The 15,076-nt window shown below is 61.7% G+C and carries 10 protein-coding genes, 2 pseudogenes and 2 riboswitches; of the genes and pseudogenes, 2 read left to right on the top strand and 10 right to left on the bottom strand.

The window, feature by feature from the left end; all coding sequences use genetic code 11:
- Nucleotides 1-329: 329 nt before the first annotated feature.
- The 10 genes and pseudogenes from RCO31_RS34730 to metE all read right to left on the bottom strand — a co-directional run.
- Nucleotides 330-485: pseudogene (locus tag RCO31_RS34730) on the bottom strand (ClpX C4-type zinc finger protein); the annotation flags it as partial.
- 36 nt (nucleotides 486-521) lie between these two features.
- Nucleotides 522-605: pseudogene (locus tag RCO31_RS34725) on the bottom strand (hypothetical protein); the annotation flags it as partial.
- Between the two features lie 230 nt (nucleotides 606-835).
- Nucleotides 836-1,630: an MOSC domain-containing protein gene (locus RCO31_RS11885; protein WP_308968550.1), complete on the bottom strand. Its 795-nt coding sequence runs from the start codon at nucleotides 1,628-1,630 to the stop codon at nucleotides 836-838.
- Between the two features lie 28 nt (nucleotides 1,631-1,658).
- The gene (locus tag RCO31_RS11880; RefSeq protein WP_308968548.1) at nucleotides 1,659-2,777 is read right to left on the bottom strand and encodes a cobalamin-independent methionine synthase II family protein; all 1,119 of its coding nucleotides are present in this window, start codon (nucleotides 2,775-2,777) and stop codon (nucleotides 1,659-1,661) included.
- A gap of 115 nt (nucleotides 2,778-2,892) precedes the next feature.
- The gene (locus tag RCO31_RS11875) at nucleotides 2,893-3,603 is read right to left on the bottom strand and encodes an ABC transporter ATP-binding protein (RefSeq protein WP_308968547.1); all 711 of its coding nucleotides are present in this window, start codon (nucleotides 3,601-3,603) and stop codon (nucleotides 2,893-2,895) included.
- Entirely contained in the window at nucleotides 3,596-4,348 is a 753-nt protein-coding gene (locus tag RCO31_RS11870) for an ABC transporter ATP-binding protein (protein WP_308968546.1), read from the bottom strand. The genes RCO31_RS11875 and RCO31_RS11870 overlap by 8 nt, the downstream gene beginning before the upstream one ends.
- Nucleotides 4,345-5,379 carry a branched-chain amino acid ABC transporter permease gene (locus RCO31_RS11865; RefSeq protein WP_308968694.1) on the bottom strand — a complete coding sequence of 345 codons (1,035 nt, stop codon included), beginning with the start codon at nucleotides 5,377-5,379 and terminating at the stop codon, nucleotides 4,345-4,347. The genes RCO31_RS11870 and RCO31_RS11865 overlap by 4 nt, the downstream gene beginning before the upstream one ends.
- A gap of 16 nt (nucleotides 5,380-5,395) precedes the next feature.
- Complete coding sequence (locus RCO31_RS11860; RefSeq protein ID WP_308968544.1) at nucleotides 5,396-6,265, bottom strand: branched-chain amino acid ABC transporter permease; 870 nt, start codon at nucleotides 6,263-6,265, stop codon at nucleotides 5,396-5,398.
- Nucleotides 6,266-6,411: 146 nt separating this feature from the next.
- Entirely contained in the window at nucleotides 6,412-7,584 is a 1,173-nt protein-coding gene (locus RCO31_RS11855) for an ABC transporter substrate-binding protein (RefSeq protein ID WP_308968542.1), read from the bottom strand.
- A gap of 113 nt (nucleotides 7,585-7,697) precedes the next feature.
- Complete coding sequence (gene metE / locus RCO31_RS11850) at nucleotides 7,698-10,088, bottom strand: 5-methyltetrahydropteroyltriglutamate--homocysteine S-methyltransferase (protein WP_308968541.1); 2,391 nt, start codon at nucleotides 10,086-10,088, stop codon at nucleotides 7,698-7,700.
- Nucleotides 10,089-10,190: 102 nt separating this feature from the next.
- Nucleotides 10,191-10,410, bottom strand: a riboswitch (cobalamin riboswitch).
- Between the two features lie 164 nt (nucleotides 10,411-10,574).
- Nucleotides 10,575-10,791: riboswitch (cobalamin riboswitch) on the top strand.
- A 137-nt stretch (nucleotides 10,792-10,928) separates the two neighbouring features.
- Between metE and RCO31_RS11845 the strand changes: the two genes are divergently transcribed.
- Both RCO31_RS11845 and RCO31_RS11840 read left to right on the top strand, forming a co-directional pair.
- Nucleotides 10,929-13,820: a ribonucleoside-diphosphate reductase subunit alpha gene (locus RCO31_RS11845; RefSeq protein ID WP_374991464.1), complete on the top strand. Its 2,892-nt coding sequence runs from the start codon at nucleotides 10,929-10,931 to the stop codon at nucleotides 13,818-13,820.
- Nucleotides 13,817-14,971 carry a ribonucleotide-diphosphate reductase subunit beta gene (locus RCO31_RS11840; protein WP_374991463.1) on the top strand — a complete coding sequence of 385 codons (1,155 nt, stop codon included), beginning with the start codon at nucleotides 13,817-13,819 and terminating at the stop codon, nucleotides 14,969-14,971. Before RCO31_RS11845 ends, RCO31_RS11840 begins: the two co-directional genes overlap by 4 nt.
- Nucleotides 14,972-15,076 lie beyond the last annotated feature (105 nt).

The following is a 15,076-nucleotide window of genomic DNA, read 5'->3' as shown; positions in this document are numbered from 1 at the left end:
GTCGGCTATTGCCTAAGCGCGCCGAGCGCGGCAGTTGCCAGCCGCAATGCCTCCTCGAAGCGGCTCAATTCGATTCGCGCAACTTGCTGGATGGCCACAACTTCTTCCCGTGACTTGTTCTTCAAATAGGCGAAGCGGGGCAATGCCAAAATGTCTTCGCCCGCGGGTATTTCGCCATCCCTCATCGCAAGTTTCCGTTCGATACCCTTCAAGGTTAGCTGATTGCGCTGCACACCCTTCCTGGCGTGTTCCACATAGTGCGCCAGCTCTTCGGTGGACATTGTGCGATCTCCTCCCATCAAACGAGAAAACTCCTCATCGCTCAGAGGGTCGTCGACGAACTCCGTGCACAAATCGATACACTCGTCACAGATGAACACGGCCGGCCCAGAAACCAGCTTGCGCACGTCGTGCTGACTCTTACCGCAGAAGGAACAGTAGAGAGTCTTTCTGGCGGACGAACTTGCGCGCTGGGCTGCGTCGATCTTGGCCGACAAAATGTTCCAATTATCGAAACCGAATGCCTTCGCGATGAACTCAAGAGATTCACTGTGGGTGGTTTCAACCGCCTTAGCCTTCAAGGCATCGCGCAGGGACTGCGCCATCATCTTCGCATCGCGGAAATCGCGCATGACAACACCTCTTTCATCGACGAACGGAAAAGATCGGAGCCCGCGTTGCCGACCCGTTCGCCAATGGCGAGGGTGTGCGAAGAGAAATCGATACGTTCACCATCCCGTAAGGGCGCAGGCGGCGGGTGTATCTACCCATCGTTGAAACATGGCGCACTGCTGCACGTCGTGTCAAACGAAAATGATGGCACTCCGAAGCGCTGTCAGTCCAACATGACGATCACGTCCCCGCGCTTAACCGTGCCTTCGGTCAGCACCGCACAATAAATCCCCGCCCGGGTATCATGCGCCTTCGCCACGTGGCGCAGCACGTTCGCGGTCTCCTTTCCCGTGTCCGGGTCGAGCGAAATGACCTTGCATCGCGGATCGCGATCCAGTACCGCGACCGTCGCGCGCTCGCCAATCCGCAACTGCTTACCGACGAACGCATTCTCGGCGAAGCCTGTTTCTGTGGCCAGATCCGCATAGATGTTGGCGCGAAAGCGTCTTGGATCCAACACCATGCCGATCTCGTCGCTTAGTTGGGCCACTGTCGCGAGCGAGATCAGCGAGACTGGGCGGCAGTCGGTCAGCGCGCGGTCGGAGCGGACCAGCGAAAGCTGGCCGGGTTCGGCATTGGCAGGCGTAAGCATCTCACGCAACGCCGGATCGTCGATCGCAAGCACGGCGCCGGACGGCGTCTGCACGTCGAGACTTAGGCGTTCGAGCGGTGCTGGATAGAGTGGCGTGACGCCGGGCCCGAGCTTCTCGGCAGCCGCCTGATTCAGCGGCCGCGCCGCAAGCTCCGCGTCCCGAAAGCTGGGGCGATAGAGCAGCATCTCCGCCTTCGTGCGCGCTGTGAGATAAGGAAACCCAGCGGGGCCCGCGGCATTCAGGAACGCGCAGTGACGATCTCCGAACACCCCCGCATAACCAACGAACGCTTCTTCGACAGGTTCGCCGGCCATGCTCTTGACCGGATAGCGCCAAAGGCTTTCAACCGCACCGACAATGGTCATAATGCGCACAATGACGCAGCAGTTGACCTCACGCCTTGCCCCACACGTCGTTCGCAACATCAACGGCAAGCCGCAGCTTCGCCCACTGTTCGTCCTCGGTGAGGATGTTGCCCTCCTCTGTCGAAGCGAAGCCACATTGCGGCGACAGGGCCATCTGGTCGTAAGCGACAAATTTTGACGCCTCGTCGAGGCGACGCTTGATGTCGTCCTTTTTCTCCAGTTCGCCGCTCTTTGAGGTGATAAGTCCCACTACGACGATCTTGTTACCCTTCGGCAGGAACCGCAGCGGCTCGAAACCACCCGCACGTTCGGTATCGTATTCGAGGAAATAGCCGTCGTAATTCACATCGCGCAGCAAGGTTTCAGCCACCGGCTCGTAGCCACCCGACGCGATCCAGGTGGAACGGAAGTTGCCACGGCAGACATGCGTGGTGATGGTCATGTCAGCGGGACGCTCGGCGATCGCGTAGTTGATGACCCGCGCATAGGTTTGCGCGAGGCCGGTCGGGTCGTCGCCGCGCGAGCGCATCTTTTCGAGCTCCTCCTTCGAGCAGAGATACGACCACACCGTGTCGTCGAGCTGCAGGTAGCGGCACCCGGCGTCATAGAATGCCTTGATGGCCTTGCGCCAGACCTTCCCGAGATCCACGAAATATTCGTCCATCGTGGGATACACGTCGGTCGAGATCGCCTTCCGCCCGCCACGAAAATGCAGCACCGCAGGCGACGGGATGGTCATCTTTGCCATGACATGCGCCTGATCGCAGCACGTCTTGAGAAACTTGAAGTGGGCGAGCATGGGGTGATCGGCGGGAAAATCCAGCTTGCCCTTCACACGAATGCCCTCGCCGCGCGTCGTCACGCCTGCGAACTGAATGCCTTCGGTCTCGTACATCTCGCAGCCGTCGAGATGCCGCAGGAAATCGAAATGCCACCAGGAGCGGCGGAATTCACCGTCTGTCGCAAGCTTCAAGCCAACCGAGGCTTGCCTGTGCACGATTTTCTCGATCTCGGAATCTTCGATCTTACGCAGTTCGTCGACCTTGATCGCGCCCTTCTCGAACTTTGCGCGCGCCTCCTTGATGCGGTCGGAACGCAACAGGCTGCCGACTTCGTCTGCTCGGAACGGTGGCTTCGTACGTAGCATGGCGATCACTCCCTGGACGTTTTCCTTCGCACGACTTGGTTGCATTGTGCGTCATTCCGGAACGCGAGCAAAGCACAGACGCAAAATGATTGCAGCCATCGAAAGGGCGACCCGCTCAGCCGCCGCCTGACACTCCCAGATATCTGTCGAGCAGCACCTGGTCATCCTTCAGAGCGTCGCTGGATGCGGCATGAACGATTGCGCCGCGCTCCAGAATAACGGCGCGCCCGGCAAGACCCAGGATCTTCTTGGGGTTCTGCTCGACGATGATGGCGCAGGTCCCCTCGCTGCGCAGGATACCCCTCAATGCAGCAACCAGTTCCTCTACGATGATAGGCGCCAGGCCTTCCAGTGGCTCATCGAGCAACAGCAGCTTGGGATTCAGCGCAAGCGCCCGGCCAATCGCAAGCATCTGCTGCTCGCCGCCGGAGAGCTGGTTGCCAAAATTCGTCCGCCGTTCGGCAAGCCGCGGAAACATGGCGTAGACCCTGTCGATTGTCCACGGGCCCGGCTGCGCGACCGCCGTCATATTCTCTTCAACGGTGAGCGAGGCGAAGATGTTGCGCTCTTGCGGGACCCAGCCGATGCCTTCCCGCGCGCGCTGGTCGGCGCGCAGCCGCGTGATATCCTTCCCCTCGAGCAGGATGCGTCCGGCAAAACGGCGCGTCACTCCGACGATGGAATTGATCAACGTGGTCTTGCCGGTTCCGTTGCGACCAAGCAGCGCCAGGCCCTCGCCCCGATCAAGCGTCAGTGACAGCTGTGGCAGCACTACGGCTTCCCCGTATCCGGCACGCAGGCTCTCGATGACCAACATCTCAGGCATCTGCGGCCTCGCCCAGATAAACGGCCTTCACCCGCGGATCCCGGGCCACCTCACTTGGCGATCCTTCGACGAACAGCGCACCGTTGACCAGCACCGAGATGCGGTCCGCAAAAGAAAACACCAGATCCATGTCATGCTCGATCAGCAGCACCGACACGTCCCGCGGCAGGCTCGCTACTGCCGCGAGGATATCCTGCCGTTCAGCTTCCGGCACACCGGCGGCCGGCTCGTCCAGCAGCAGCACGCGCGGCTTTGCGGCTATGGCGAGTGCAATCTCGAGCAGACGCTGCTTGCCGTAAGGCAGCGTCGCCGTGCGCGCATTCATCACCTCCGTCAGATGGAAGCGCTGCAGCAGCAGCCCGATCTCGTCGGCTGCCGTCGCATCGCGCCCGAGCGAACTCCACCAGTGCATGCCCTCACCGCGCTGCTCCGATACGGCCAGCGCGATCGTTTCCAGCGGCGTAAGGTCGGCAAACAGCTGGTTGATCTGGAATGTACGGGACAGACCCATCAATGCACGACGATATGCCGGCAGCGCCGTGATGTCGGAGCCCTCCAGCAGGATGCGTCCGGCGTTGGGGCGTAGCACGCCGGTCAACAGGTTGATCACGGTGGTCTTGCCCGCACCGTTCGGACCGATCAGCGCATGGCGCGCGTCGCGTTCTACCTTCAGCGACAGATCGCGTGTCGCCGTCAGCCCGCCGAAGGTCTTGACCAATCCTTGCGTTTCAAGCGCCAGTGTCATGGGGTCTTCTCCCCTGCGACGGCTGCGCTCTTGCGTGCGTCAAGTATCGTCTTGATGCGTTCCGGGCCCCACCTGGTCCACCGATGCAGCCGCTCGCGGCCGATCAAGACCAAAACCACCAGAATGAGTCCGATCCAGAACTGCCAGTATTGCGGCGTCCAGGTCGCCAGCACGTCTTGCAGCAACTTGAAGACGACGGCGCCGATCAGCCCGCCGTACAGATAGCCAGTACCGCCGATCACCAGCACCAGCAGCAGGTCGGCGGAACGCTCAAACGAGAACACGTCGAGCGATGCAAGCGCGGTGGATTGCGTCGACAGTGCGCCGGCAAGGCCCGCATAGAACGCCGCGATGGTGTAGATGGCGGTCAGCCGGCGATTGACCGGAATGCCGATCGCCGCCGCACGTAGCGGATTGTTGCGGATCGCGCGCAGCGACAGGCCGAACGGCGAATGGACGATACGCCGCGCGAGAAGGAACATCAGGAACAGCACGACCAGGCAGTAGATAAAGCTGGTCTTGCCGAAAAGGTCGAACTCGAACAGACCCAGCACCGGTTGCATGACGATGCCCTGGAGGCCGTCGAAGCCTCCGGTAATGTCAGAAAACCGGTTGGCAAGCTCGCGCAGCAACAACGCAATGCCGAGCGTCACCATCAGCCGCGTCAGGTCTGCGCCGCGCATGACAAGAAATGACGTGACGAAGCCGAGCACCATGGCAGCAAGGCCGGCAACCAGCAGCGCCAGCACCGGCTCATCGATAATGTGATGCAGCGCAAGCAGCCCCGCCGTGTACGCCCCGACGCCGAAGAAGGCGGCGTGGCCGAGCGAGACGATACCGGCGTAACCCAGGATCAGGTCCAGCGACAGCACGAACAGCGCAAGCCAGGCGATCTCGGTCAGGATCAGGTAGCGGTGCGGGAACAGCAGGATCGCCATCAGTGCCAACGTCCAGAACAACATCTCGCCCCAGCGCCAGCGCGACAGATCGTAGAGGCTGCCGACAATGCCGGTGCGTTCGCGCCAGGGCATCTCATACCAAGGCATCTCAGCGCACCGCCGTTTTGCCGAACAGCCCGTTCGGACGCAGGATCAGAATCACGATCATCATGGTGTAGATGACGAATGCACCGAGCTTCGGCACGTAGTATTTGCCGGCGACATCGCCGATGCCGAGCAGCAGCGAGGCAAGAAACGGTCCTGTGATGCTGGAAGAACCGCCGACGGTGACGACGATCAGGAAGTAGATCATGAACTTCAGCGGAAAATGAGGATCGAGCCCCAAGATTTCCGCGCCCAGTGCGCCGCCGAGTCCGGCAAGGCCCGAGCCGAAGGCGAAGGTCAGCGCGAACACCCACGGCACATTGATGCCGAGACCGACCGCCGCACGCGGATCATCAACCGCCGCGCGCAGCTGGCTGCCGAACCGAGTGCGAGCGAGCGTCAGTTGCAGCAGCACCGTCAAAATCCCGCAGATGACGATGATCATCAGACGATAGCGGCCGATACCGACGCCAAACAGGTCGATCTGACCCTGTAGGACCTGTGGCAGGTTGATGAAGACCTGCGAGGAGCCCATCACGTAGTCGACTGCGGCCACCGACATGAAGACGAGACCGACAGTGAACAGCACCTGGTCGAGGTGGTTGCGATGGTAAAGGTGGCGGTAGAGCAGACGCTCCAGCACGAAGCCGATCGCAGCGCTGACAACGAACGCCATCGGCAGGCCCGCAAAAAACGGCAAGCCATAGCGATTGACCAGCATCGCGCAGACATAGCCGCCTGCCATCGCGAACGCGCCGTGCGCGAGGTTGACGAAATTCATCAGCCCGAGCGTCACCGCAAGCCCGCATGCCAGAACGAACAGCAGCATGCCGTAGGCCACGCCGTCGAAGAGGATGGTCAGGAAGGTGGTCAACGTCGTCTTTCCTGTGCCCCCTCAGAGATCGCAGCGAACTCGAAGCGCTCCCTCTCCCCGTTCGGGAGGAGGAACAGGCCGAGCCTGTGGCTGCCTCTTACACAAATACGATGGCCCGCCGAAATGATGAACCGTTGCCTCCGGCATCACTTCTTGATCTTGCCGGAATCCTTCACAGCCTCGAAGGTCGCAAACTCTACGTTGTAGAGCTCGCCGTCCACCTTCTTCACCTCGCGAATGTAGATATTCTGGACGATGTCACGCGTCTCGGGATCGATCGAGATCGGCCCGCGCGGACTCTCCCACGCCATCCCCTTCATCGCTTGAATCAGCGCGTCGCCGTCGGTCTTGCCGCCGGTCTTCTTCAACGCCTCGTAGATGAGGTGGATCCCGTCGTAGCCACCGACCGCCATGAAGCCCGGCCGCTGGTTGAACGCCTTCTTATAGGCCGCGACGAAATCCTTGTTCTTCTGCGAAGGATGCGCCGCAGAATAAAGGTGCGCGGTCACCGCCCCCAGCGCAGCGTCCCCCATGCCATTCAAAAGATCATCATCCATCACATCGCCGGGACCAATCACTTTGATGCCGGTCAGGCCTCGTTCGGTATACTGCTTCATGAAATTGCCACCCTGGCCCGCGGGAACGAACACGAACATGGCGTCGGGTTTGGCGTCCTTCATGCGCTGCAGGAATGGCGCAAAGTCCGGATTGGCGAGTGGCACCTTCACTTCCTCGACGACCTCCCCGCCGCCGGCCGTAAACTTCGGTTTGAAGAAGTTCAGCGCATCGGCGCCGGGCGCATAGTCGGAGACGAGAGCCGCCACCTTCTTGATGCCGTTCTTCGCCGCCCAGTCGGCGATGATTTCCGAGGACTGCGCCAGCGTGAACGAGGTGCGGACGATGTAGGGCGAGCGCTCGGTGATGATCGAAGTGCCAGCGGCCATGATGACCTGCGGCACCTTCGCCTGCGTAGCGAGCGGCGCCACCGCAAGCGCGGCAGGCGTCACGCCGAAACCGGCGAGAAAGTTCACCTTGTCGTTGACGATCAGCTCCTGGGCCAGGCGTTTCGAGTTGTCCGGAACGGCGCCGTCGTCCTTGACGATCACCTCGATCTTCTTGCCGGCGACGGTCGCGCCGTTCTGCTGCATGTAGAGCTTGATCGCGTTGTCGATCTGCTTGCCGGTCGAGGCCTGACCGCCGCTCAGCGGCACAATCAGCCCTATCTTGACCGTTTCCTGGGCCAGCGCCTGTGTACCAATGCTAGCGGCGAGTACCGCACCGGCCGCAACTTGCGCGATGGATTTCAGCTTGAGCACCATGACCGTCCCTCCCCGGATGTGTCGTTGCTGGTCTTTGCAAGACATCTAGCCGAAACAGGGCGCTGCGCACAATTTGAACGATGGGATACCGCCGAATGGCTGTCGGCCGGAGGTCATTTTGTGTCGCAAAATGCCCCCGGCCGGAGATCGTGGTGCTGGTCAAGTCGGCCGATGGCGCGGATCTGTCTTGCGGCTTCCACCATATTGACGAGGGCCGGCCTCACCTCTTCCCACTTGCGGGTTTTCAGCCCGCAATCCGGGTTGATCCAGAGCTGTGCGTCGCTCAAGCGCCCCCGCGCCAACGTCAGCAGTTCGGTCATTTCGGAGACGTCGGGAATACGCGGCGAATGAATGTCGTAGACGCCCGGCCCGATTTCGTTCGGGTAACGGTAGGTCTTGAACGCGTCGAGCAGTTCCATCTTCGAGCGCGAGGTCTCGATCGAGATGACATCCGCATCCATGGCGGCGATCGCGTCGATGATATCGTTGAACTCCGAGTAGCACATATGGGTGTGGATCTGCGTTTCGTCCGCGACGCCGCCCGAACAAAGCTGGAAGCTCTCGACCGCCCATTTGAGGTAGCTCATCCACTGCGACTGTCGCAGCGGCAAGCCCTCGCGCAGCGCCGCCTCGTCGATCTGGATCATTCGCGCGCCAGCCCGCTCGAGATCGAGGACTTCATCGCGGATCGCAAGCGCAACCTGGCGGCACACCTCGCTGCGCACCATGTCGTCGCGCACGAACGACCAGTTGAGGATCGTCACCGGCCCCGTGAGCATGGCCTTCATCGGCCTGTCCGTTAGCGACTGCGCATAATCCCACCACTCCACCGTCATCGGCTGAGGCCGCGACACATCGCCGAACAGGAGCGGCGGCCGCACGTAGCGTGAGCCGTAGGATTGCACCCATCCGTGCCTGGTGAATGCAAAGCCTGAAAGCTGCTCGCCGAAGTACTGGACCATGTCATTGCGCTCGAACTCGCCGTGAACGAGCACGTCGAGCCCGATCTTTTCCTGCCATTCCACCGCCTTCGCTGTCTCGGTCTGCAGGAATCTCTTGTAGGCGTCATCGCTCAATGCGCCCTTGGCGTGGGCCGCACGCGCCCTTCTCACCTCTGCCGTCTGCGGAAACGAGCCGATCGTCGTCGTCGGGAATTTCGGCAACCTGAACTGCTCGCACTGGACCTCCGCTCGGTGCGCAAACTGACTTCGACGCGCGCGCATGTCGTCGCTGACCGATGCTGCACGTCCGGTTACGGCCGGATCATGAATTTTGTGGGACCCCTTGCGAGCCGCGGCGGCGGCATCGGATACGGCCAGCGCCTGATATACGTGTTTCCGTCCGGAGCCGAGCGCAGCGCCGAGTGTTGCGAGCTCGGCGATCTTCTGGATCGCGAACGCCAGCCAGCTTTTCAAGTCAGGATCGAGGTCATCTTCCTGTTCGAGGTCGATCGGCACGTGCAGCAGCGAACACGACGGCGCAATCTGCACTCTCCCTGCTCCAAGCTGTGCTATCGCCGGTTCGATGCGATCGAGGAGCTGTGACAAATCGGTGCGCCAGATGTTGCGCCCATCGACGACGCCGAGCGACAACACGAGATCGCTGCGCATCCGCGACATGACCTCCCCTAGCTGCGCTGGCGCGCGCACGAGGTCGATATGCAGACCGGCGACAGGAAGATCGAGCGCGAGGCCGAGATTATCGCCCAGTTCGCCGAAATAGCTGGTCAGCATGACCTTGAGCTGCGGCACGCTCTCGTTGATGCGCTTGTAGGCGCGGCGCAGCGCCTGTCGCGTCGCATCGTCGAGATCCAGCACCAGGCATGGCTCGTCGAGCTGCACCCAGTCGGCTCCGTTCCTTTCAAGTTCGCGCAGCACCTCGACGTAAACCGGCAGGAGAGCATCGAGCAACGAGAGCGGGTCGAACGACACGTCCTTGCTCTTGCCGAGCTTGAGGAATGTCACAGGTCCGACCAGCACGGGCCGGGTCTGGTAGCCGAGGTGCCGCGCCTCTTCATGTTCTTCAATCGGTTTCCTGCTTGCGAGGCGGAACGTCTGCCCTTTGCGGAATTCCGGCACCATGTAGTGGTAGTTGGTGTCGAACCACTTGGTCATCTCCTGCGCCGGCACGCCGCGGCCATGATTATGATGGCAGTGCCCACAATCCGTTGCGCTCTCTCCTTGTGAGCCACGCGCCATCGCGAAGTAAGTTGCGAGCGGAACGGCGCCGCTGTCCCAACGGTAAATGTCTGGAATCGCGCCGACCATGACGCTGGTATCAAGCACGTGGTCGTAGAGCGAGAAATCGTTCGAAGGAATGACCGTGACGCCGAGCGCCTTCTGCCGTGCCCAGTTCGCCGCACGCAGCGCGCTCGCAGCTTCGAGCAATTCCGTCTCGCTCGACTTGCCTGCCCAATAGGTTTCGAGTGCGAATTTCAACTCGCGGCGTGGGCCGATTCGCGGCGTGCCGAGCGTTGCGACAGGAAGCGATGATAATGAAGGCATAGATGCAAACCCCAGTGATTTGGGGCAAAGGCCATGGCGGACGCATGCAATAGCCGTCGCGAATGCGACGTCTGCCAGCGCACCACCAGGACACCCCGCCCGAGTACGTTACCGTGTCGTGGCAGGTCTCCTGGCTCGCGGGTTGTCGCCTGCATCCGCCTTCCCGAAGCTTACGCTTCAGTGGCTGAAATCGATGCGCGGCTCGCCGCTGACAGTTGCGGGGACAGCGCCGGCATTGCATCGATCAAGCATGATCGGCGCGCACCGGCTTCCCTCTTCGCTCCTTGCATGTGCAAGGAGAACCACGACACGAACGACTATGGTCCGGTCAGAACCGCAGTCAACGAACGCAGCGCTGGAATGTTGCCCATCGGAATAATGACCGCCCATCGAGGAACCTCGCCCATGGGGAGTTCGCCAGGGGCCTTTGGGAAACATTCATGTGCGGGTTCGCCAACACCTGGTTGACATCTGGATGGCCTAGATACCAGATGTAGTTGTCACGGTTCTTCCGAGTCGCAAGATTTGGGAGCTAAGAGGGAAACCGGTCCAGCGCGCGCTTGACGCGCGAATCCGGTGCTGCCCCCGCAACTGTCGGCAGCGAGTTGCTTTCGAACACGTCACTAGATGCGCACGCATCGGGAAGACCGAAAGCCGCGGAGAGCTGCGAGCCAGGAGACCTGCCGCGACAATCTCACGTCCACGGGCGGGGTGTCCGGCGGTCGCGGCATGCTTCCGTCGCCATGCGACGGCGGCTTTCGCGCAGCGCCCTCCAGACCCAAGCCTCCGAACAAAGCGCGCTGAACCGACGCGCTTCAACGAAACATTTTGAGGTCGCCAATGCCTTTGCCTCTTTCGCACGAAGCCTCCGTCACGGCCCCGCCGACGCAGCTGCAAGCCGAGCCGCCCATGGCGTCCGCCAACGAGCTGCCGCTGCAGATCATCCGGCGCAACGGCACCGTCTCGCGCTTCGACGCCGCGAAGATCTCGATCGCGATGACGAAGGCATTTCTTGCGGTCGAAGGCCACACCGCCGCCGCTTCCCGCCGCGTGCACGAAAACGTCGCGCAACTCACCGCCGACGTGGGGGCCGCACTGACGCGACGGCTCGGCGACGGCCGTACCTTCCACATCGAGGATGTCCAGGATCAGGTCGAGCTTGCGCTGATGCGCAGCGAGCACCACAAGGTCGCGCGCGCCTATGTACTCTACCGCGAGGAGCGCGCCCGCGAACGCGCCGAGAAGCAGGCAGCAACCATCCCTTCCGCTGCGGTGACCGCCTCCACGCTGAATGTCGTCCTGCCCGGCGGCGCCAGGACGCCGCTCGACGGTGCGCGCCTGTCGCTGATCATTGACGAGGCCTGCGTCGGACTCGACGGCGTCAACGCTGCGGCCGTTCTCACCGAGACCCGACGCAATCTTTACGACGGCATCAGCCTGGACGAGCTGGCGCTCGCGCCCGTCATGGCGGCGCGCACGCTCATCGAGCAGGAGCCGAATTACACCTATGTCAGCGCGCGGCTGCTACTCGACAAGCTGCGTCGCGAAGTGCTGTCGTTCGTGCACAAGACGCCTGTCAGCGCCTCGCAGGCCGACATGGCGACGCGCTATGCCGAGTATTTTCCAGCGTGTATCGCCACCGGCATCGCCGCCGAGCTGCTTGATCCTGAGCTCGCGCGCTTCGACCTCGCGAGGCTTTCCGCCGCACTGAAGCCGGAGCGCGACCTGTCGTTCCAGTTCCTCGGGCTGCAGACTCTCTATGATCGCTACTTCCTGCATGTGCAGGGAGCGCGGATCGAGCTGCCTCAGGCCTTCTTCATGCGCGTGGCGATGGGTCTAGCCGCTCGCGAGATCGACCGCGAGGCCCGCGCGATCGAGTTCTACGATCTCATGTCGTCGTTCGATTTCATGGCCTCGACGCCGACGCTGTTCAATTCGGGTACGCTGCGGCCGCAGCTTTCGTCGTGCTTCCTCACCACGGTCGCCGACGATCTCGACGGCATCTTCAAGGCGATCAAGGACAACGCGCTGCTTGCGAAATATTCCGGTGGGCTCGGCAACGACTGGACGCCCGTGCGCGGCCTGGGCGCGCACATCAAGGGCACCAACGGCGAAAGCCAGGGCGTGATCCCGTTCCTGAAAGTGGCCAACGATACGGCAATCGCGGTCAACCAGGGCGGCAAGCGCAAAGGCGCGGTCTGTGGCTACCTTGAAACGTGGCACGTCGACATCGAGGAATTTCTCGACCTGCGCAAGAACACGGGCGACGAGCGGCGGCGCACCCATGACATGAACACGGCAAACTGGGTGCCGGACCTTTTCATGCAGCGCGTCGAGCAGGACGGCGACTGGACGCTGCTATCGCCGGACGAAGCGCCGGACCTGCATGATCTCTATGGCAACGCATTTGCCGAGCGTTACGCCCATTATGAGACGAAGGCGGCGAAGGGCGAAATGCGGGTCTTCAAGAAGGTGCGTGCGCTCGACCTCTGGCGACGCATGCTGACAATGCTGTTCGAGACCGGCCATCCGTGGATCACGTTCAAGGACCCCTGCAACCTACGCTCGCCGCAACAGCACGCCGGCGTCATCCATTCCTCCAACCTGTGCACCGAGATCACGCTGAACACGTCGGCCGACGAGGTCGCCGTCTGCAATCTCGGCTCGGTCAACCTGCGCAACCATGTGACGCAGGCCGGCCTCGACCAGGACAAGATCAGGCGGACCGTGAGGGTCGCACTGCGCATGCTCGATAACGTGATCGACATCAATTTCTACACTGTCCCGGAGGCACGACGCTCGAACCTCCGCCACCGGCCGATCGGCCTCGGCATCATGGGCTTCCAGGACGCACTGCACGTGCAACGCATTGCCCTTGCCTCCGACGCCGCCGTGACCTTTGCCGACCGGAGCATGGAGGTGATCTCGTTCCATGCGATCTCGGCGTCGGTTGAGCTCGCGGTCGAACGCGGCCGCTATCCGAGCTTCGACGGATCGCTCTGGTCGAAAGGCGTGCTGCCGGTCGATTCGCTCGAGCTCGTCGCCGATGTACGTGGCGGCATGGAGCTCGACCGCACCACTTCGCTCGACTGGGCGGATCTGCGTCAGCGGGTGACTGTGACTGGTATGCGCAATTCGAACGTGATGGCGATCGCGCCGACTGCAACGATCTCCAACATCTGTGGCGTCGCCCAGTCGATCGAACCGAACTACCAGAACCTCTACGTGAAATCGAACATGTCGGGTGACTTCACCATCGTGAATGACTTCCTGGTGCGCGACCTGAAGGCGCGCGGACTATGGGATGAGGTGATGGTTTCGGACCTGAAGTATTTCGACGGCAGCGTCGGCCAGATCGATCGGGTGCCGGACGATCTCAAGGCGCTGTATGTCACCGCGTTCGAACTCGACGCGACCTGGCTGATCGAGGCTGCCGCACGGCGGCAGAAATGGATCGACCAGTCGCAGTCGCTCAACCTCTACATCGCCAACCCGTCCGGCAGGAAACTGGATGCGCTTTATCGTCTCGCCTGGAAGCGCGGGCTGAAGACCACCTACTACCTGCGCTCGCGCAGCGCGACCCATGTGGAAAAATCGACGCTGAAAGGCACCGACGGGAAGTTGAATGCGGTCTCGGCGGCGCGCGCCGACACGGCTGCGGCGACAGCACCGGACCTGACCGATGTGATCGCATGCGCGATCGACAATCCCGAATGCGAGGCGTGTCAATGAGCAGGGCGAACGAAAGCGCTATGCTCGACTGGACCGAGCCCGCACCCGCGCCGCCTGCGGCAGTTCGGCTCAACACAAACGCCCAGGCAGCCGAATCCGATCAGACAGGTCTCGGTGCCATCGACCGCGCCGGCAGCCGCGTTTCGGTGGACGAGAAGCGGATGATCAACTGCCGCGCCGACGTCAATCAGTTGCTGCCGCTCAAGTACAAGTGGGCGTGGGAAAAGTATATCGCCGGCTGCAACAACCACTGGATGCCGACGGAAGTTTCGATGCAGGCCGACATCGCGCTGTGGAAGTCACGCGACGGTCTCACCGACAACGAACGGCGTGCGATCAAGCGCAATCTAGGCTTCTTCGCAGCCTCTGAATCGCTGGTCGCCAACAACATCGTGCTGGCGATCTACCGCCACCTGACCAATCCGGAATGCCGGCAGTACCTGCTGCGGCAATCGTTCGAGGAGGCCGTCCACACCCATACTTTTCAGTACATCGTCGAAAGCCTCGGCCTCGATGAGGGCGAACTGTTCAATATGTATCGCGAAGTCCCCTCGATCACCGACAAGGCGGCCTGGGCGCTGAAGCACACGCAGAACCTCGACAATCCAGATTTCAAGACCGGTACGCCGGAACGAGATCAAGCGTTCCTGCGCGACCTTGTCGCGTTCTACGTGGTGTTCGAGGGCATGTGGTTCTACACCGGCTTTGCGCAGATCCTGTCGCTTGGCCGCCGCAACAAGATGGTCGGTATCGCCGAGCAATATCAGTACATCCTGCGCGATGAGTCCCTGCACCTGAATTTCGGCATCGACGTCATCAACCAGATCAGAATCGAGAATCCGCACCTGTGGACGCGCGCGTTCCAGGACGAGGTGCGCGGCATGATCAATGACGCGGCCGAACTCGAAGCGGCTTATGGCCGGGATACGATGCCGCGCGGCTTTCTCGGGCTGAACGCCGCGCTCTGCGAACGCTACATGCACTTCATCGCCAATCGCCGCTGTGCGCAACTTGGCCTGCCGCCGGTCTTTGCGGAGACCGAAAACCCGTTCCCATGGATGTCGGAAGCGATGGACCTGAAGAAGGAGAAGAACTTCTTCGAAACGCGGGTGATCGAGTATCAAAACGGCGGTGCGCTGACCTGGGAGTGACCGCTGCAGTTATCGCGACCGATCATGAGTTCGGAGAGATCGGCGCCACGCTCTCACCGTCGTCCCCGCGAAACCTCAGGCGTCCGCGATAAAATCGAAGCGCTG

It is taken from the genome of Bradyrhizobium sp. LHD-71 (assembly GCF_031157255.1).
Lineage (GTDB): Bacteria > Pseudomonadota > Alphaproteobacteria > Rhizobiales > Xanthobacteraceae > P52-10.
Note: the sequence above shows the minus strand (reverse complement) of the source record. Positions and strands in the feature narration are given on the sequence as shown.

Bases quoted from the DNA above. Each gene is read 5' to 3' on its own strand.
- RCO31_RS11845 (WP_374991464.1), top strand. From the start codon at position 10,929: ATGCCTTTGCCTCTTTCGCACGAAGCCTCCGTCACGGCCCCGCCGACG.
- RCO31_RS11875 (WP_308968547.1), bottom strand. From the start codon at position 3,603: ATGCCTGAGATGTTGGTCATCGAGAGCCTGCGTGCCGGATACGGGGAA.
- RCO31_RS11855 (WP_308968542.1), bottom strand. From the start codon at position 7,584: ATGGTGCTCAAGCTGAAATCCATCGCGCAAGTTGCGGCCGGTGCGGTA.
- RCO31_RS11870 (WP_308968546.1), bottom strand. From the start codon at position 4,348: ATGACACTGGCGCTTGAAACGCAAGGATTGGTCAAGACCTTCGGCGGG.
- metE (WP_308968541.1), bottom strand. From the start codon at position 10,088: ATGCCTTCATTATCATCGCTTCCTGTCGCAACGCTCGGCACGCCGCGA.
- RCO31_RS11885 (WP_308968550.1), bottom strand. From the start codon at position 1,630: ATGACCATTGTCGGTGCGGTTGAAAGCCTTTGGCGCTATCCGGTCAAG.
- RCO31_RS11880 (WP_308968548.1), bottom strand. From the start codon at position 2,777: ATGCTACGTACGAAGCCACCGTTCCGAGCAGACGAAGTCGGCAGCCTG.
- RCO31_RS11840 (WP_374991463.1), top strand. From the start codon at position 13,817: ATGAGCAGGGCGAACGAAAGCGCTATGCTCGACTGGACCGAGCCCGCA.
- RCO31_RS11865 (WP_308968694.1), bottom strand. From the start codon at position 5,379: ATGCCCTGGCGCGAACGCACCGGCATTGTCGGCAGCCTCTACGATCTG.